The sequence below is a fragment of the Candidatus Enterococcus avicola genome, from assembly GCF_047470845.1.
GTDB lineage: Bacteria > Bacillota > Bacilli > Lactobacillales > Enterococcaceae > Enterococcus_D > Enterococcus_D casseliflavus.
Map to the genome: position 1 here is coordinate 44625 of NZ_JBLGTY010000007.1, position 19195 is coordinate 63819.

The following is a 19195-nucleotide window of genomic DNA, read 5'->3' on the forward strand; positions in this document are numbered from 1 at the left end:
TTCCTCCTCAATCATTCATCCGCTTTTCTTCATTCAGCTCATTCGTCGTTAACGCAAGTAAACCAGCGGTCCTTCACTGCTTCGTTTGAAAAACCATTTTTGCCTACAATTTATTCAGCTAAAGACGCGAGATAGTTTTCTTCATAATCATACAAAGGGGTTGGATAATCGCCATTGAAATAGGCCATACACAATCCTGAGTAAGGTGCGTCAAAATCTAAACCGATCGCTTCGATCAACCCGTCTTCACTTAAAAAGGCCAAAGAATCTGCTTCGATTTTTTCACAAATCTCAGCTTCCGTATATTTGGCTGCGATCAATTCTTTTCTCGTTTGAATGTCGATCCCGTAAAAACACGGATAGCGCAAAGGCGGCGAACCGATACGTACATGAACTTCTTTGGCACCTGCTTCTTTTAGCAGTTGCACGATACGGCGGCTGGTGGTTCCTCGGACGATCGAATCGTCGACTAGAATCACTCGTTTGCCTTCGACTACGCCACGAACAGCTGAGAGCTTCATCCGTACACCTTGTTCCCTTAACTCCTGCGTCGGTTGAATAAACGTTCGTGCGATGTATTGATTTTTTACTAAGCCTAATTCATAGGGAATACCTGAAGCTTCTGCATACCCGCTGGCAGCAGATAAGGATGAATTCGGTACACCAATGACCATATCCGCTTCGATCGGCGCCTCTTGTGCTAAGCGACGGCCCATATTTTTACGGGCACGATGGACGTTGACGCCAGCGATGTTGGAATCAGGACGGGCAAAATAGATAAACTCCATCGAACATATCGCGGGTTGTACTTCTTGGGTATACTGTTCAATTTGAATGCCTGCATCATCAATGATCACGACTTCGCCTGGTCGGACATCACGAATAAATTCCGCACCGATGACTTCCAACGCACAGGTTTCTGAAGCCACCACATAAGCACCATTGACCATTTTCCCGATTGACAATGGCCGAAAGCCATTGGGGTCTAGTGCTGCGATCATGGCATTTTCGGTCAGTAAAAGGTACGCAAATCCACCTTTAACTTGATTTAATGCCTCCTTGACCCGATCCATAAAAAGCGGTTCTTCGCTGCGACGGATCAAGTGCATGAGAATCTCTGTATCGGAATTCGAGTGGAAAATCGCACCAGCCTTTTCTAAGGATTTCCGTAGACTTTTCGCATTCGTCAAGTTGCCGTTATGAGCTAAGCCAATCTGCTGATCAAAAAATTTGAATAAAAATGGTTGAATATTATCAACGCTACCATTACCAGCAGTTGCGTAACGAACGTGACCAATGGCAGCATCTCCTGTCAGACGCTGGAGGACACGTTCATCCGAAAAGACTTCCGCTAGCAACCCTAAATCACGGTGGCCATTGAGTTTCCCCGCATCATTCGTGACAATCCCTGCACCTTCTTGGCCGCGATGTTGCAAACTGTGTAGTCCGAAGTAGGTGACACGAGCGGCATCTGGATGACCCCAAACACCAAAAACCCCACATTCCTCGTTGAGGCTCTTTACTTCATTAAACATGGAATGGCTTCCTCCCATTTCAATTTCGCCTCAGTAAGGGGCATCTCGATCGTATCATCTTGTGCTTGCATGCGAATCTGGCCATCAGCAGTCACTTCCCCGATCGCTGTTGCAGCAGCGCCTACCAGTGCTTCAAAAGCTGCTTGCTTATCAGGTGCGACTGAAAGCACAAAACGGGATTGGGTTTCTGAAAACAATTGTGCTGCTGGCAATGACACGGTCACATTTAGACCAAAGCCCTTGTCAAAAGCGGATTCGGCTAAAGCGATCGCTAAACCACCTTCGGCACAATCGTGGGCACTTTGAACAAGACCTGCTTGGATCGCTGCGGTAACCAATTGTTGGTTCATTTTTTCTGTTTCAAGGTCAAAGGACATTAAACGCCCAGCGATCTTTCCTGTCTGCAGTTTTTGCAATTCAGACCCATTGAAGTCAGCATGGGTTTCCCCTAGGACATAGATCAGATCCCCCGCTGCTTGGAAATGCTGCGTCGTGATATGCGCCAGCTCTTCGATCAATCCGACCATCCCAATTACCGGCGTTGGATAGACCGATTGTCCGTCCGTTTCGTTGTATAAGGAGACGTTCCCAGAAATGACTGGTGTCTCTAGCACACGACAAGCTTCTGAGATCCCGTCAGCAGCCGTGGATAACTCCCAGAATCCTTCTGGTTTATCTGGCGAGCCGAAGTTAAGGCAGTCAGTGATCGCCAATGGACGCCCACCGGAAGCGACGATATTTCGAGCAGCTTCTGCAACTGCGATCTGTCCGCCGACTTCTGGATCTAAGTACAGGTAACGAGCATTACAGTCAGTCGTCATCGCCAAGGCTTTATTGGTTCCCTTGATTCGTAACACAGCGGCATCACTGCCGGGTCCTACCACGGTATTGGTACGAACTTGCGAATCGTAGGTTTCAAAAATCGAGCGTTTTGAAGCGATCGTCGGCTGCTGCAGTAGATCGGCAAATACAGACGTTGCTGAGTGAATCACTGGAACAAAGTCTGGTGTTTCCTTAAACACTTTGATCCGTTTCGGTTCTGCCATCTCTTTGTAGTAAGTCGGCGCATCTTCAGCTAAAGCATCTACTGGCAAATTAGCGACTTCCTGTCCGTGATGGAACAAACGATAGTTGCCATCATCTGTTACTTCACCGATCACGACGGCTTCTAGATCGTATTTCTTAAAGAGTGCTTCCACTTCAGCTTCATGTCCTTTTTTGACACAGATCAGCATCCGCTCTTGAGATTCTGACAACATCATTTCATAAGGCGTCATATTGGTTTCTCGTTGTGGAACATCATCTAACGTTAAGCGCAACCCTGATCCGGCTTTTGATGCCATCTCGGCACTAGAAGAAACCAATCCAGCAGCACCCATATCTTGAATTCCGACTAAAATGTCCGAATGATCCACGATCAATTCCAAACAAGCTTCCAACAAAAGTTTTTCCATAAAAGGATCACCGACTTGTACGGCGGAACGTTGTTGTTCTTCCCCTTCGACAAATTCTTCCGATGCAAAAGTCGCCCCATGTATCCCGTCGCGTCCTGTTTTTGCGCCGACATACATGATGGTGTTTCCAACACCTTTGGCCTGCCCTTTTTGAATATCCTTGTGAGCAATGATCCCTACACACATCGCATTGACTAATGGATTGCCTTCATAACAAGGATCAAATGCCACTTCACCACCGACGGTCGGAATCCCAATACAGTTGCCATAGCCACTGATCCCAGCAACGACTTCTTCCAAAAGATATTTCGTTCTTGGATTATCTAACTCACCAAATCGTAAGGAGTCTAAAACAGCAATCGGTCTTGCACCCATACTGAAGATGTCGCGGATGATCCCACCAACACCAGTTGCTGCTCCTTCATAAGGTTCCACCGCAGAAGGATGATTATGGCTTTCCGCTTTAAAAACGACGGCTAGATCATCGCCGATATCCACGATACCCGCACCTTCGCCAGGTCCTTGCAGTACTTGCGGCCCTTCTGTCGGGAATTTCCGCAAAACAGGTTTGGAATTTTTGTAAGAACAATGTTCACTCCACATCACTGAAAAGAGTCCAGTTTCGGTATAGTTCGGTAAACGCCCCAAAATATCTTCTGAGATCATCCGATATTCTTCTTGGGTCAATCCCCATTGCTCGTATAATTTCGTGTCTTTGATTTCTTGTGGTGTAGGTTCTTTTACGATCATTTTATCCATTTACCGGCACCTTCCCAAAATTTTTCAATAATGAAGCAAAAAACTTCTTGCCATCTTCTGAGCCCAATAAGCTTTCCATCGCTCGTTCTGGATGAGGCATCATGCCTAGAACATTGCCAGCTTTATTACAGATACCAGCGATGTTGTGTAGGCTGCCGTTGACGTTATCTTCATAACGGAAAACGATTTGATTGTTGGCAACCAATTCCTGATAAGTCGTTTCATCACAATAATAATTGCCCTCACCATGAGCGACAGGAAGCGTAATAACTTGATCCATTTCATATTCAGAAGTAAAAGCTGTTTGATTATTCACTTGCAGACGGACCGGTTTGCAAATAAAATGCAGAGATTCATTTCTTTGTAAAACCCCTGGTAACAAGCCCGCTTCCGTTAAAATTTGAAACCCATTGCAGGTACCAAAGACAGGTTTGCCTTCATTTGCCAAACGAATGACCTCTGACATGATCGTAGAAAAACGGGCGATCGCTCCACATCTTAAGTAATCACCATAAGAAAATCCTCCTGGAAGCAAAACACCGTCAAAACCAGCTAAGCTGTCTGCATCATGGCGTACATATTCTGCTTCTGCCCCCATGATATCTTTGATTGCCCGCATCAAATCAACATCACAATTTGATCCAGGAAAGACGATCACTGCAAATTTCATAGGGCTGCTTCCTCCATTTGGACCATTTCATAACGGTAGGTTTCCATATTGACGTTTGCCAAAAGCTTGTCGCAGATCGCTTCGATTTCTTCTGCTACAGCTGCTTGTGTTTGATTGTTTGAAGGTGTCACTTTGATTTCAAAGTATTTCCCGATCCGAATATCACTGACATCTTGATACCCCAAGCGATGAACGGCTCCTTTCACAGCTTCTCCTTGAGGGTCTAAAACAGATTCCTTATAGGTTACATAAACTTTGACTAAATACATGCTGAATTCTCCTTTTCTAAACGATTTAAGACTTCTTCATAAACAGGAACGATGTCCCCTAAATCACGTCGATAGACATCTTTATCAAGATGCTCATTTGTCCCCATATCCCATAAACGACAAGTATCTGGTGAAATCTCATCAGCCAGGAGCAACTCGCCCTTTTTGGTTTTGCCGATCTCGATTTTAAAATCGATCAAGCGAATGTTGATATTCGCAAAGATTTCCAGTAACGCAGCGTTGACTTGCAGCGCCAATGTTTTGATCTGGTCCAGCTCCTCTTCTGAGGCAAGCCCTAGATAAAACACATGATCATCATTGATAAACGGATCATCCAAACGATCTTCTTTGTAGTAAAACTCTACGATCGGCTTTGGCAGTTTGGTTCCTTCTTCGATGCCCAAGCGCTTTGAAAAACTACCAGCAGCCGTGTTGCGAACAACGACTTCTAAAGGAATCATAGCAACAGCTCGAATTAATTGTTCGTATTTAGACACTAATTGAAGAAAGTGACTTGGGACGTTTTTGTCGGCTAAGCGCTGAAAAAGATGCGCAGTGATCTGATTGTTCAAGGCACCCTTTCCTACAACGGCATCTTTCTTTTGACCATTCAATGCAGTAGCTTGATCCAAATAAACGACTCTCAATACATCCTCTTCGTTGGTTTTAAACAATTTCTTGGCTTTTCCTTCATAAAGAAGCACTTCTGATTCCATAATCCACCTCAGTTAAGTAATATTTTTCACATAGCGATGACACACATCTTTATTTGCTTATTATTCTAACAACGCAGAAAAAGCGGGTCAACGATTATCTGTACATTTACATATTAATAATCACGAATGTTCGCTTTTTACCCAGTTGATTGAAAGCAGATTCCTCTTTAGAAGCAACGAAGGATTTATAAAGCGTTTACAATATTCTTTTTTCATGCTATATTTAGGTCGTATTGTAGCTACATTCAAGGAGGAGTACTATATGTGGTCGCTAAAGAATCGTGCTGAACTTTTTTTAGCTCATTTATCAGACAAAGAAAAACAACAGCTCCATAACGAATTATTGGCCGTGCAGCAAATCCTTTCCATCAACCAACAAACAAGTTTCTATTTATTCAGTCCCTTCAAAAAAGGGGCGCGCCCTCATTATGCCGAAGAACAAAAGCGTGTTCTACAATTTCAAAATGAGCGCAATGACGAATTGATCATTCATCAAATCCATCGCCAAAGCTTATTTAAACATACGTATTCTTTTCGGATTTATTTTAATTTAGAAGAAATGGACTTTTCTTTCTTGGATGATCTTTTGCATCTTTTGAAGGAACATAGCCAGACATCAACGTTTAAATTGAGTCCAGCGGCAAATTGACTGAGTATCCTTCAATAAAAAAAGGTAAAATAAACAAAAGCCCGTAATTTATCGGGCTTTTTTTGTTATACTATTTTCAGACAAAAGAAAGGATACGATTATGCTATTTACGAAACAATCATTTGATGCTTTTTCTTTAGAAACGTTAGACGAACGAATGGAAAAAATCCGTGCCGAGATTCAGCCGATTTTTCAAACGATCGGTGAGGCAGCGATCCCATTAATTGAAGAAAGCTGCCAAGAGCCTTTTTATTTGCATATTGCTCAGCACCGACGCAGAACCGTCTACCCTCCTGCCGAAACCTGGGCAGGGATCGGTCCGAACAAACGAGGCTATAAAATGGATGCCCACTTTCAAATTGGGATCAATCAAGCGTATGTCTTTGTTTGGCTCAGCGTGATCGACCAACCGAAAAATCAGGCAACGATCGCTGAATCCTGGTTGGCCCAAAAAGAATTATTCGATCAATTACCAGCTGACTTTACACTTTCTCCTGATCACACAAAATACGACCACCACCCTATCGCCATGTGGCCAACCTATTTGGAACGATTGAAGAAAGTCAAAAAAAGCGAGCTTCAAATTGGGAAGATTTTTCCGAAAGAAATGATCGAAGACGTTGAAATGGCGGATATTTTAGCAGTTTATCAAACGCTGTTGCCGCTTTATCATGCCCGTATGACGGCTCTGAAGGAGGAACAATAATATGTCAGAAAATCGGCGCTCTCGCAACGAAAAGCCAGCGAAAAGCCCTAAGCGCTTCGTCTGGTTGGCACTTCCTGCCGCCTTATTGGTACTAGGTGGCGGCTATTATGGTTATACCGTCTATCAGGATCGGCAAGAAGAAGCCGCTGCTAAAAAAGCCCTCACTTCCTTTATCGACGCTTTGGCCGATCAGAAGTACAGTGACTTGCCTGCCTTCGTGTCTGAAGACAGTTTAGCATCAACCGGCTTTACCGCAGACGAAGTCTCTGCAAAATACGAAGCGATCTTCACTGGTATCGGTGCCGAATCATTTAAAGCCTCTGGGATTGAGGTAACTCCTAATGACAAGGATTCCGATCAATTCAATTTCCAATACAACGGTTCCTTGACCACCTCGTTAGGTGAATTAACCGAGCTTTCTTATAGTGGCACGATCACTGTAGCTGATAACGAAGCCAAGATCGATTGGTCCCCTCAGTTGATCTTTCCAGGAATGGAGGGACAAGACAAAGTCAGTATTTCCGTAGATAATGCCACTCGCGGTGAGATTCTCGACCGAAACAACGAACCACTAGCAGAAAATGGCACGCTTTATCAGTTAGGCGTCGTTCCGGGGCAACTGGGCACGGGAGACGAAAAAAACGCCAATATCAAAGCGATCGCGGAACGTTTCGACCTGACAGAAGAAGCCATCAATCAAGCGTTGGGGCAATCTTGGGTTCAAGATGAGTTGTTCGTCCCCTTGAAGATCATCGAACCAACGGATGAGATGCCAACTGGAACAAGTTTAAAAGAAACGACTGGACGCACTTACCCACTTGGGGAAGCTGCCGCCCAACTGATTGGTTACTTAGGAAATGTAACAGCGGAAGATATCGAAAAAGATGAAACACTAGCAAGCAACGGACAAATTGGTCGTAGTGGTCTGGAAGCTGCCTTCGATAAAGAGTTGCGAGGAGAAAACGGCGGAAAAATCGCCATCACAGATGAAGATGGTGCTGAGAAAGCCGTCCTGTTAGAAAAAGAACGCGCAGATGGCAAGGATATCCAATTGACCATTGATGCCCAAGCCCAAAAGACAGCGTTTGACTCCTTACAAAACCAAGCAGGAGCAACGGTCGTTACCGAACCCAAAACTGGCGATCTGCTGGTACTTGCCAGCTCGCCAAGTTATGATCCCAATAAAATGACCCAAGGGATCTCACAAGAAGATTATGATGCGTATGAACAAAATGAAGACCTGCCTTTCATCAGCCGCTTTGCTACGGCCTATGCACCTGGTTCGACCTTTAAGGCTATCACTGGTGCGATCGGCTTGGAAAATGGCACGATCGATCCTACGCAGAGTATCGCGATCGATGGATTGAAATGGCAAAAAGATAGCTCATGGGGCGACTACTTTGTGACGAGAGTTACTGATGTAGCTTCTGTGAATCTCAAGGATGCACTGGTATACTCTGATAACATTTATATGGCGCAACAAACCTTATCTATGGGCGAAGATGCCTTTCGTGACGGCTTGTCGAAGTTGATTTTTGGTGAAACATTGGATTTACCGATCGCGATGAATCCTGCTCAAATTTCAAATGAAGACTCCTTCAATTCGGACATTTTACTGGCAGATACGGGCTATGGCCAAGGAGAATTGTTATTGAATCCAATCCAGCAAGCGGCTATTTACTCCGTCTTTGCCAATCAAGGGAAGCTGGTCTATCCCCGTTTAGTGAAAGAGGCAGAGCAAAAAGACAAAGAAGTCTTTAAAGCAGAAACGATCGATCAAATCAATCAAGATTTGACCGCCGTTGTTTCCGATCCAAACGGAACTGCACATTCCTTGGCAGCATTAAACATTCCATTGGCTGCTAAGACAGGAACAGCTGAAATCAAAGAAAAGCAAGATGAAAAAGGCCAGGAAAACAGTTTCTTATTTGCCTTTGATTCGCAAGACCAAGGATTTCTGATGGTCTCCATGCTAGAAGATCGCCAGGAAAACCAATCAGCAACTGGTTTAGCACCTGAGCTATTGACTTACTTAGCTGAACATTATTAAAAAAAGCTGCAACCTTCAGATAAGGATCTGAAGGTTGCAGCTTTTTTCTTATTCGGCTAAACCGACACGTTCAAAGATCGTGTCGACTTGTTTTAAGTGATGGTTGTAATCAAACGCATCGTCTAAGTCTGCTTTGGTCAACACATCCGTAATGGCTGGATCAGCTTCTAATAGTGGACGGAAATCCGTTTGCTCATCCCAAGCTTGCGCTGTTTTTGGCTGAACCAAGTCATAGGCTTGCTCTCTTGTCATTCCGTGATCGATCAATTTCAACATCACTCGTTGGCTGTAGATCAATCCAAAGGTCGCATTCATATTGCGCTTCATATTCTCTGGGAAAACAGTCAGATTTTTGACGATATTGCCAAAGCGATTCAGCATATAATCGATCAAAATCGTCGTATCCGGAATAATGATCCGTTCTGCCGATGAATGTGAGATATCCCGTTCATGCCACAGTGAGACATTTTCATAAGCTGTCACCATATGGCCGCGAACGACTCGTGCAAGTCCCGCCATATTTTCAGAACCGATTGGGTTACGCTTATGGGGCATGGCAGAAGAACCTTTTTGTCCTTTGGCGAAGAATTCTTCAACTTCTCGGGTTTCTGATTTTTGTAAGCCCCGGATTTCGGTGGCAAATTTCTCAATGCTAGTTGCGATCAACGCCATTGCAGAGAAATACTCTGCATGCAAGTCACGAGGTAGTACTTGTGTGGAAATATCTTGCGCACGAATCCCTAATTTTTCACAGACATACTCTTCGACAAACGGTGGAATATTTGCAAAGGTTCCAACTGCTCCGCTGATCTTTCCTGCTTCGACCCCTTTTGCTGCCCGCTCAAAACGCTCGACATTGCGTTTCATTTCCGCATACCATAAGGCTAATTTCAAGCCAAAGGTCGTTGGTTCCGCATGTACACCATGGGTACGTCCCATCATTACGGTATGTTTGTATTCTTTGGCTTTTTCACCAATGATCGTCACAAAACGATTTAAATCTTCCCGAATCATGTCGTTGGCTTGTTTCATCAAGTAGCCATACGCAGTATCAACAACATCCGTCGACGTCAAGCCGTAGTGGACCCATTTACTTTCATCACCTAAAGATTCAGAGACTGCTCGGGTAAAAGCAACCACATCATGTCGCGTTTGCGCTTCGATCTCTAAGATACGGTCGATATCGAAGGTTGCTTTTTCACGAATCAAAGCAACATCCTCTTTCGGTATCTCCCCTAGTTCCGCCCAAGCTTCATCCGCCAATATTTCTACTTCTAACCACGCTTGGTAACGGTTTTGATCGGTCCAAATAGCACCCATTTCTGGTCTTGTGTAACGCTCTAACATGTTATTATCTCCTTTAATCCCAAATATTGGTTTGATAGATTTCTTCAGTGGTCTCTGCGATATCTTCTGTCAAAACAGTGATATGACCCATTTTACGCCCGGTTTTCGCTTCTTCTTTGCCATAGTAATGGAATTGCCAAGCAGGTTTTGTCGCAATCAACTCATACGTTTCTGTCAATTCATCGCCTAAGACATTGACCATGACTGCTGGTGAAAGCAATGACACTTCTGGTAATGGCCAGCCACAGATCCCCCGGATATGGGCATCAAACTGACTCATGGAACAAGCTTCGATCGAATAGTGACCAGAATTATGTGGTCGCGGTGCCAACTCATTGACATACAAGCCGCCACTTTTAGTCAAGAACATTTCGATGGCTAAAACGCCTTGCAGATCCAAGGCCTTCGCAATAATATGAGCGATCCGTTTGGCTTCTTTGGCAACTTCTGGATCAATGCGCGCAGGAGCGATCGTTTGATGCAAAATATTGTTGCGGTGGACGTTTTCTACCACTGGGAAAGTGGTAAAGGTTTCTCCATTACCAGCAACTAAAATCGACAATTCTTTTTCAAAAGGAATCCACGCTTCTAATTCGCACGTCCCTTCACGCAGTAAGTTCATCGAAGGCGCTAAGTCCGCGGTACTGTATAACACGTGCTGCCCTTTTCCGTCATAACCGCCTCTAGTCGTTTTTAACACACAGGGATAACCGATACTGTCGATGGCATCTTGGATATCCGTTGGACTGATGATCGTGGCATAAGGTGCAATCACGATATTGTTAGCCTCTAGAAATGACTTTTCTAATAAACGGTCTTGAGTGATTGCTAACAGGTCAGTCCCTTGAGGGATATGGGAATAAGGCAAAATGGAATTCAATGCCTCGACACTGACATTTTCGAATTCATAGGTAATCACGTCGGCACGTCGAGCCATTTCTTCTAAAGCAAACACATCATCGTAGGCAGCAACAATATGCCAATCAGCGACTTGGGCTGTTGGACAATTGGCAGTAGGGTCTAAGACGCCAACCCGAAAGCCCATTTCTTTGGCACTCATTGCCATCATACGACCTAGCTGTCCTCCGCCAACGATTCCGATCGTTGCGTTGGGCATTAAAGGTTTAATCAAGTTGATCACTACTTTCCAATACAATTTCTTTTAATGTATTTCTTCGCGCGTTTAATTTCTCCGCTATCTCTAAATCATACATGGAAAGCATCTGCGCTGCAAGTAGTCCTGCGTTAGTTGCGCCAGCTTTTCCGATCGCTGTTGTTGCCACTGGTACCCCAGCTGGCATCTGCACGATCGATAGTAGGGAATCCAACCCGTTTAATGCGCGAGATTGTACAGGCACACCAATGACGGGCAACGTTGTTTTCGCTGCGACCATTCCTGGCAAATGAGCTGCTCCTCCTGCTCCTGCGACAATGACTTTGATTCCTTCTGCACGAGCAGTTTCGGCAAATTCGAACATCAAATCTGGTGTACGATGTGCCGAAACGACTTTTTTCTGATAAGGTATCGCTAACTCATCTAAAATCAAGCAGCACTCCTTCATTGTTTCCCAATCTGACTTGCTCCCCATAATCACTGCAACTGCTGGTTTCATTTGATTTTCCCTCCAACGATTTTTTACTAGTTTCTTCTGAAACAAGCTCAGAAGTATTTTCTCACGAAATTAGTTTGTTAGCAGCAGTTTGTCACTGCAACCCAACGCCCCTTGCATAACACGTTATGACTAACAATCACTTTCACCTTTAAATAGTAACGAGTTGCCGGAGCAATGTCAAAATATTTTCGAACTATTTGCTAGTTTATCTTTGTATCGTTCGTTTTTATAGCCAAGAAAACTATTCAGTCTTTCTGTTTGGTAGGAAAAAGACAAATAAAGGAACAATACAAAAAATCCAGACGAATCCTCGTCTGGATCAAATCAACTTACTGTTGCAAGCTCAATTCCGTCACATCGTCTGTTTCTTTCGGCAATCCATTGAAGAACAGATTCAAAACAATGGCTGTCAAACTACTCATGACGATCCCATTGCCTGTAAACATTTGGACGGTTTCAGGCATCTGACTGAATAAGGTTGGCATCATATTGAACCCTAACCCAAAACCGATCGATACCGCAATCACTAACAAGTTCTTGTCATTCATAAAATCAACTTTGCTCAGCATTCGCATCCCTTGAACAGCGACCATGCCAAACATCACTAACATGCCGCCTCCCAGTACTGCTTCTGGAATGATTTGCGCAATGGCACCAACTTTTGGAAACAGCCCTAATACGATCAAAAAGATAGCTGAAAAGAAAATCGGGCGTCGCGTCTTAATACCTGAAAGTTGAACCAAACCTACATTTTGTGAAAATCCAGTATAAGGGAACGTATTGAAGATCCCCCCAAGGATCACCGCCAAGCCTTCCGCGCGATAGCCGCGCTTTAAGTCATTGCCTGTAATCGGTTTTTCAGTAATATCTCCCAGCGCAAAATAAACGCCAGTGGACTCTACCAGACTCACGATGGAAATAATGATCATCAAAACGATCGACCACAGATCAAAGGTTGGTAAGCCAAAATAAAAAGGCTGAGGCAAATGAAACACAGGCGCATGGGCGATGGCAGAAAGATCCACCAATCCTAAGAGCGCTGCTAAAATGGTCCCACCGATCAAACCGATCAAAACGGCAATCGAGCGAATAAAGCCTCTCCCAAAGACCTGCACCCCAATGATCAAGGCAATCGTCACAAAGCCTAACAATAAATTCGTTGGATCACCAAAGTTAGCAGCTGCAGCATCGCCGCCACCGATTTTAGTGATGGCGACTGGAATCAAGGTCAAGCCGATGACGGTAATCACGGTTCCCGTCACCAATGGGGGAAACAAGACTTTGATTTTCGAAAAAATGCCAGCGATCAGAACAATGAAAATCCCAGCGGCAATGATCGCTCCGTAAATCGCACTGATCCCTGATTTGGTGCCAATCAAAATCAATGGGGAGACCGCTTGGATGGCACAGCCTAAAACGACTGGTAGGCCGATCCCGAAAAAGCGGGTAACAACTAATTGCAAAAGCGTAGCGATTCCGCACATGAAAATATCGATCGAGATCAAATACGTCATCTGAGCTTCATTGAAGCCCAGACCTGTTCCAATCAGCAAAGGAACGGCAACAGCTCCTGCATACATTGCTAGTAAATGCTGCAAGCCTAAAACTGCTGAACGGCTATTCGTTTCTTTCATTAGGCATCTCCTTCTAAAAAGCTGACTTGTCCCTCAGACAATGAAGCGATCCGTGCTAGTGAAACAACAGGAATCCCCATTTCTTCAAGTAATTGTCGACCACTTTGGAATGATTTTTCAATCACGATACCGATACCGACGACGTTGGCTCCTGCTTGTTGACACAGTTCGATCAAGCCTTTTGCTGCTTGTCCGTTTGCTAAAAAATCATCAATAATCAAGACTGTATCCTCTGAAGACAAAAATTTCTTGGAAATCGATACTTGGCTGGTCACTTGCTTGGTAAAGGAATAGACAGATGCAGTCAGCAGCTCTTCATCCATTGTCAAACTCTTTGCTTTACGGGCAAAGATCATTGGTACTTGTAACTGTTCTGCAGTATAAAGGGCTGGTGCGATCCCTGAAGCTTCGATGGTCACTACTTTTGTGATGCCGCTTCCTTGAAACCGTTCCGCGAAGACTGCACCGATTTCTTTCATCAACTCATAATCCACTTGGTGGGTCAAAAATTGGTCCACTTTAAGAACCCCTTCGCCCAGCACATTTCCATGTGTTTTGATACGCTCAACTAATTTTTCCATCCTAGCTCTCCTCGTTCCTTTCTATTCCATCCTGAAAAAAAAGACACTCTTTTTGCCAAAGCAAAAAAAGTGTCTAACAGGCACGATTTTTACTTATAGTCCGATATTTACGGTATCGGGTAGAGACTGTCGACCATATTTCGACGATATACAAGTAATTTTTAAATGATAGATTCGATTATGCCTGTCTTTGATTAAAAACACAAGCATGGAATGCCCTTTATAAATAAAAATATTCTCATTTGTGGATCATTTCCTACTCTGGCTTCTCCATATCGCGATAGTGTTCCATCTTTTTACTGAAAAGCTCCCCATTGGACGGCGGCGTGTAGGTGATGGCATTCGCGCCTGCTTCAATCGTTTCTAAGATGCTTTCATCGGTTGGTCCACCGGTTGCGATGATCGGCAGCTTCGGATATTTTTTACGGAAGAAAGCCACGGTATCTGCTGTGTCCTTGCCAGCACTGATATTGATGACTTTCACACCAGCTTCAAGCTTGGCATCAATTTCGGTATACTTACTCGTTACGGTACTGATAACGGGAATATCTACAACTTTACAGACTTGCTCCACAGTTTTCAGTGGCGTTGGTCCGTTTAAGACGACCCCGATCGACCCTTGGGCTTCAGCAAACATGCTCATATAAGACGAGCGAAATCCTTGGGTCAAGCCCCCGCCGACACCAGAAAACACTGGAATGTCCGCTGCTTCGATGATTGCTTTCGTAATTGCTGGGTGTGGTGTAAAGGGATAGACCGCAATCACAGCATCCGCATTTGTATTACGGATGATCGCAATATCCGTTGTGAAAATAATGGAGCGGATTTGTTTTCCAAATATTTGAATACCGCTAGCCTCTCGAATAACTTTAGGCACTTTCACGATATCTTTACGCAAATCGGTGGTGATTTTTGGCATATATTTTTCTTCCATAAGCAGCCAACTCTCTTTTCTTATTGATCAAATCGATTCAATTGGTAGGTTTCAATTACTTGAATGATTTTGCTGGCATAATCCGGATCCGTTGCATACCCTGCATCTTGTAATGCTTGTGCGGCACTGCGGTAGTCGTTTGCTGTCAAGACATTTACATAAAGTGCAGGATTCCAATCCACACCATTTACAAACAACATCGTATGATCATCCATTGATTCTTCCCAAGTATCATAGACACGAAAATCTCCTTGAATCGTGACCCATTCTCCATTATAAAACTCTTGGGTATCTAATGTCACCTTTTTTGAATGGCCAAACGACTTAATTCCAAATAAATTATTGTATTCACTGGCTAGAGAACTTTGACCCCAATCTGATTCAAGGATTGCCTGTCCAATAATGATACTTGGTAAAATCCCGTAGCCCTTTTGCAGTTCTTGTGCGTAAGGAGCGATGCGATCAATAAATTCTTCATGGGAGATGGCTTCCGTGTTTGTTTCTTCCTCTTTTGGAAGGGGGTCTGCCAAACTATTCAAGGAAAAAATAAAGGCAATCCCAATCAAGAATAACCCTAGAAAGACTAATGGGAAACGAGTCTTCTGTTTTTTTCGTCTTGCGCTCATTTTTTCACTTCCTTTGTCTGACTAAACACATTTTCAGAAAACAAATTGCCTCCATTCAGCAACAACTCATCTTGTGGAAGCTCACTGCTTTCTTGACTTTTAGCAAGAGACCCCTCATAGATCCAGTCCTCTGCCAGAGGATCTTCCCATTCGTGAGAGGACAGTTCTGCTTCTTTTCGAGCGATGTGTTCTTTTGCTTCTTCCAGAAACTCTTCAAAGGTCAACTCCTGCTCCTCAATGTAGGTTGCCACTTCGACCCCTACATATCGTAAATGCCAAGGCTCATAATCGATTTGCGTAATAGCATGTTTTCCTTTCGGGTAACGGATGATAAACCCATACTCCCTTGCATGAGCTTGTAGCCATTTTCCACCCTCAGTATCACCGAACCCCTCATTGAGCAGTTCTCCTGTATGATTTTGATACCAATCCTGATCCACAACATCAACAGCAAGCCCAGTATGGTGTTCGCTATAGCCAGGCTCAGTAAAGGTCAGTTTCGTGATCCGAATTGCTTCTTCTTTTGTATGACCTTGACTCATCAGGGTGTTGACATTGGCATTGAATATCTCCTCTTGATACGCGACTGAACGGTAGGCAGAGACCATCACCAAAGGATGTCCTGCAGCTTTTGCGGCATCTGCCAGCTTTTCATAAGCTGAAACGATGCGTTGATCGACGAGATAGCCATTCGACAATTTCCCTAAATCTTTTTGGGCAATTTCGCTTTTGATTTTATTGTTTGGGCCTACCAAAACCAATGACCAATCATCCAATGAGACAGTTGGAAAATCCTCTTCGTTCACTTCATCACTAGCACTTGCTTGTTCTTGTGACTCTTGCGTGTTCCCATTTGGCTCTTTTTCATTTGTTTCTGTTGTTTCACTCGTTGTTGCTTGATCTGTTGAACGAGCGATACTTGCACTCTTTGTTGGGGTGACTGCGGTCACTCGGTTCACTTGAATGGTTAAAAGAACCAGAAACAAGAAGCCCGCCGCCGCAGCCATTCCATAATACTTTTTCAAAAAATATCCTACCTTTAGTTGTAAGTTTCTTCCAGATTTTCTTTGACCCACTCCAACAGTTCGATTTTTTCATTGCGAATTTGCTGCTGAACAAAAGCGGGCAATCGGAAGTTTAGTATATCATCATAACCCCACTCATCATACGTAATACTGACTCTCAAATCAAGGTATTGGGCTGTTTCTTCAGATTCTGTTAACAATTCGACTTTCGCTAAATCGCTTGCTAACCACGTTCTGGCGATTTGAGTCTTCATTTTTTTGAACTCGACGACCGCTTGATTGCGTTTTTCTGGATAAATGACGGTTTGCCGAATGATTTTTTGGATCAACATCCATTCATAATCTGAAAACAGCAGCTTCACTTTCTGATTTTCAGCAGGTGACAGACTCATTGTGCCATTTTTCCATGCCTCCCATTGCTCCTCGGTGATGCCTAATTGTGTTTCATAAAACTGTTTTTCTGATGCGTATTGCTCGATGATGGTATTTAAAATAATTGCAATTGATACATTATGCATATGTTATCCCTCCTCTTCTATATTTTACTGAAAGTCAGCCGTAATGGAAACTTTTTGCGATTGTTTTTGATTATTTTAAAGAATTGATTTCTTTTGTTATACTAAATACGAAGGAGATGATCAATGATGAAAAAATACCGTTGGGGAATGATTGGCCTCGGAGATATCGCAACGCAATTTGCTGCTGGCTTTTCTAATGAAGCAAGTGAACTATATGGGGTCAGTGCCCGGAGTTTCCCTAAAATCCAAGCATTTGCTGAGAAACACTCTATTCCCCATGCTTATGAAAGCACAGATGCCATGTTAGAAGATCCGCAAATCGATATTGTTTATATTGCAGTACCTAATGATCTTCATCATGAATTTATTATGAAAGCTCTGATGGCAGGAAAACATGTCCTCTGCGAAAAAGCCATCACTACCAGTGCCGATGAGCTAGCGGAAGAACTAGCCTTAGCCAAAGAAAAAAACCTAATCTTAGAAGAAGCAATGACGATTTTCAATATGCCGGTTTATGCTCGGTTGAAAGAAGAGATCGATGCCGGACGCTTAGGAAAATTAAAAATGATCCAAGCACCATTTGGCAGCTACAAAGATCCAGACCCAAGCAATCGTTTCTTCAATCCAGATTTAGGCGGCGGTGCTTTATTGGATATCGGTACGTATGCTGTTTCATTTGCCCGCTTTTTCATGACGGATACACCAGAAGTGACGTTTAGCAGCATGAAGCCCTTCTCTACAGGTGTGGATGAACAATCAGTCACGATCCTACAAAATCCAGCCGATGAAATGGCTAGTGTCACGCTGACTTTTCAAGCGAAAATGCCTAAAACCGGTATCGTCGCTTTCGAAGAAGGATACATTACCGTAGATGAATACCCTCGTGCGGACAAAGCCGTGATCCATTTCCGAGATGGAACAAATGAAGTGATTGAAGCTGGCGACAGCAGTCAAGCCCTTAATTATGAAATTGCCAATATGATCAAAGCCATCGATGGCGAGATCGAGGGATCGATCCATTTGACCACCGATGTCATTGACGTTCTTGATCAAATGCAAGCTTTTTGGGAACAGCAGTAAAATGAAAAAGACTCCTTTTTGGGAGTCTTTTTTAGCGTGCCATTGTTTGCATTTGATCAGAAAAGTCGGCTTTGATTTCAATAAAACTTTTAAAGGTTTGCAGAAACTGAAACAGCTGAGCGCGATTTTCAAACTCTGCTCTTGTTTGGGGCAATGGCTTTTGTCGATAATCTTCATAAAGCGCAGCAATTTTTGCCAAGATCTCTTTCCCATCGTTATTTTCGTGAAAGGACTCGGCAGTAAAGGATAGCAACTCTTGAAACGCATTTGTATAGGCTTCTTCTACCCAAAACAACTGCAATAAGTCAACCATTTCTAAGAGTAAGCGTGCCTGACTTTGGCGCATGGTAAAGTACTCTTCATAATAGGAGGCTTCTCCTCGCCATTGATTTTCACTATGCACCATTGCTTGTTGTTTGCCTTGCTTGATATCCCCCAAAAGCGTTTGGCAAACCTGGGGAAGCGTCGCCTTTTCTTTTTCAGTCAACGCAATCGACATGTCTTTTAAAAGACTTTTAAACGTTTCTTCCACTAATTGCTGTCTTTCTTTCAATGCTCGTTCGCCATCTGGCATATATAAATTGAACAAAAGTGCAAAGCCAATGCCAATACTCATCAATAAAAAAGCATTCCCAATCAGTGGCCAAGCAAACGAACGTTCCATCATATAATGGGTCACCAAGACAGAATTGACGACGATCCCATCGGTCAAATTGAAATAGACAGCGGTTGGGATAAAGAGAAAGAGAAAAAGAACAAATCCTATCGGCCCAAAGCCTAATAAATGGAAGCTGACAAAAGCTAAGAGCGTTGCGATCGCCAAAGAGATCAAACGCCCGATTCCCGTAAAAAGTGACGTTTTCTTTGTATTGCCGACGCTTAAAATGGCGATGATCCCTGCGGCTGGCGCATACAAAAGACCGATCTGTTGTGCCAGAAACATTGATAAACCAGCAGCAATCGCCGTTTTCACGGTCCTCATTCCGATTTTCATTTTTGTCACCTCCTGTGAAAAGTATACTAAATTGT

Annotated in this window: 19 protein-coding genes and 1 riboswitch; of the genes, 4 read left to right on the forward strand and 15 right to left on the reverse strand. The window is 43.7% G+C overall.

Annotated features, from left to right (window positions below):
• Positions 1-110 precede the first annotated feature (110 nt).
• The 5 genes from purF to purC are packed head-to-tail and all read right to left on the reverse strand — an operon-like array spanning position 111 to position 5403.
• The gene (purF, locus tag ACI3E5_RS08060) at positions 111-1535 is read right to left on the reverse strand and encodes an amidophosphoribosyltransferase (protein WP_010749590.1); all 1425 of its coding nucleotides are present in this window, start codon (positions 1533-1535) and stop codon (positions 111-113) included.
• Positions 1520-3748: a phosphoribosylformylglycinamidine synthase subunit PurL gene (gene purL / locus ACI3E5_RS08065; protein WP_170927531.1), complete on the reverse strand. Its 2229-nt coding sequence runs from the start codon at positions 3746-3748 to the stop codon at positions 1520-1522. The genes purF and purL overlap by 16 nt, the downstream gene beginning before the upstream one ends.
• Positions 3741-4418 (reverse strand): phosphoribosylformylglycinamidine synthase subunit PurQ, encoded by a 678-nt coding sequence (gene purQ / locus ACI3E5_RS08070; RefSeq protein WP_325845049.1) that lies wholly within the window; start codon positions 4416-4418, stop codon positions 3741-3743. Before purQ ends, purL begins: the two co-directional genes overlap by 8 nt.
• The gene (gene purS, locus ACI3E5_RS08075; protein ID WP_010749587.1) at positions 4415-4687 is read right to left on the reverse strand and encodes a phosphoribosylformylglycinamidine synthase subunit PurS; all 273 of its coding nucleotides are present in this window, start codon (positions 4685-4687) and stop codon (positions 4415-4417) included. The genes purQ and purS overlap by 4 nt, the downstream gene beginning before the upstream one ends.
• A complete protein-coding gene (gene purC, locus ACI3E5_RS08080) occupies positions 4678-5403 on the reverse strand; it encodes a phosphoribosylaminoimidazolesuccinocarboxamide synthase (RefSeq protein WP_325845048.1) in 726 nt (241 codons plus the stop codon). The genes purS and purC overlap by 10 nt, the downstream gene beginning before the upstream one ends.
• 214 nt (positions 5404-5617) lie before the next feature.
• Between purC and ACI3E5_RS08085 the strand changes: the two genes are divergently transcribed.
• The 3 genes from ACI3E5_RS08085 to pbp4 all read left to right on the forward strand — a co-directional run bounded on the left by ACI3E5_RS08085 (position 5618) and on the right by pbp4 (position 8808).
• Entirely contained in the window at positions 5618-6052 is a 435-nt protein-coding gene (locus tag ACI3E5_RS08085; RefSeq protein WP_325845047.1) for a hypothetical protein, read from the forward strand.
• A gap of 100 nt (positions 6053-6152) precedes the next feature.
• Positions 6153-6758: a DUF1054 domain-containing protein gene (locus ACI3E5_RS08090; protein ID WP_016611021.1), complete on the forward strand. Its 606-nt coding sequence runs from the start codon at positions 6153-6155 to the stop codon at positions 6756-6758.
• A 1-nt stretch (position 6759) separates the two neighbouring features.
• Positions 6760-8808, forward strand: a complete 2049-nt coding sequence (gene pbp4, locus ACI3E5_RS08095) for a penicillin-binding protein PBP4(5) (protein WP_270787813.1) — start codon at positions 6760-6762, stop codon at positions 8806-8808.
• Positions 8809-8856: 48 nt separating this feature from the next.
• Here pbp4 and purB read toward each other — a convergent pair whose 3' ends face one another.
• From purB to ACI3E5_RS08140, 9 genes are all read right to left on the reverse strand, one after another.
• Positions 8857-10155, reverse strand: coding sequence for an adenylosuccinate lyase (purB, locus tag ACI3E5_RS08100; RefSeq protein ID WP_325845045.1), 1299 nt, complete (start codon positions 10153-10155; stop codon positions 8857-8859).
• 13 nt (positions 10156-10168) lie between these two features.
• Positions 10169-11296 (reverse strand): 5-(carboxyamino)imidazole ribonucleotide synthase, encoded by a 1128-nt coding sequence (purK, locus tag ACI3E5_RS08105; RefSeq protein WP_325845044.1) that lies wholly within the window; start codon positions 11294-11296, stop codon positions 10169-10171.
• A complete protein-coding gene (purE, locus tag ACI3E5_RS08110; protein WP_010749580.1) occupies positions 11280-11768 on the reverse strand; it encodes a 5-(carboxyamino)imidazole ribonucleotide mutase in 489 nt (162 codons plus the stop codon). The genes purK and purE overlap by 17 nt, the downstream gene beginning before the upstream one ends.
• A 329-nt stretch (positions 11769-12097) precedes the next feature.
• Complete coding sequence (locus ACI3E5_RS08115; RefSeq protein ID WP_325845043.1) at positions 12098-13402, reverse strand: nucleobase:cation symporter-2 family protein; 1305 nt, start codon at positions 13400-13402, stop codon at positions 12098-12100.
• The gene (locus ACI3E5_RS08120) at positions 13402-13983 is read right to left on the reverse strand and encodes a xanthine phosphoribosyltransferase (RefSeq protein ID WP_010749578.1); all 582 of its coding nucleotides are present in this window, start codon (positions 13981-13983) and stop codon (positions 13402-13404) included. Before ACI3E5_RS08120 ends, ACI3E5_RS08115 begins: the two co-directional genes overlap by 1 nt.
• A 76-nt stretch (positions 13984-14059) precedes the next feature.
• Positions 14060-14157: riboswitch (purine riboswitch) on the reverse strand.
• Positions 14158-14239: 82 nt separating this feature from the next.
• Positions 14240-14917 carry a beta/alpha barrel domain-containing protein gene (locus ACI3E5_RS08125; protein WP_010749577.1) on the reverse strand — a complete coding sequence of 226 codons (678 nt, stop codon included), beginning with the start codon at positions 14915-14917 and terminating at the stop codon, positions 14240-14242.
• Between the two features lie 20 nt (positions 14918-14937).
• Positions 14938-15543, reverse strand: coding sequence for a glycoside hydrolase family 73 protein (locus tag ACI3E5_RS08130; RefSeq protein ID WP_005229997.1), 606 nt, complete (start codon positions 15541-15543; stop codon positions 14938-14940).
• Positions 15540-16550: a M15 family metallopeptidase gene (locus ACI3E5_RS08135; protein WP_142973304.1), complete on the reverse strand. Its 1011-nt coding sequence runs from the start codon at positions 16548-16550 to the stop codon at positions 15540-15542. The genes ACI3E5_RS08130 and ACI3E5_RS08135 overlap by 4 nt, the downstream gene beginning before the upstream one ends.
• Positions 16551-16582: 32 nt before the next feature.
• On the reverse strand, positions 16583-17086 hold the full coding sequence (locus tag ACI3E5_RS08140; RefSeq protein ID WP_005229993.1) for a hypothetical protein: 504 nt from the start codon (positions 17084-17086) through the stop codon (positions 16583-16585).
• A 123-nt stretch (positions 17087-17209) separates the two neighbouring features.
• On the opposite strand from ACI3E5_RS08140, the gene ACI3E5_RS08145 reads away from it, so the two are divergent.
• Positions 17210-18166 carry a Gfo/Idh/MocA family protein gene (locus ACI3E5_RS08145; RefSeq protein WP_017144386.1) on the forward strand — a complete coding sequence of 319 codons (957 nt, stop codon included), beginning with the start codon at positions 17210-17212 and terminating at the stop codon, positions 18164-18166.
• Between the two features lie 31 nt (positions 18167-18197).
• Here the strand turns inward: ACI3E5_RS08145 and ACI3E5_RS08150 are convergent, their stop codons facing one another.
• The gene (locus ACI3E5_RS08150; protein ID WP_016611010.1) at positions 18198-19160 is read right to left on the reverse strand and encodes an aromatic acid exporter family protein; all 963 of its coding nucleotides are present in this window, start codon (positions 19158-19160) and stop codon (positions 18198-18200) included.
• Positions 19161-19195 lie beyond the last annotated feature (35 nt).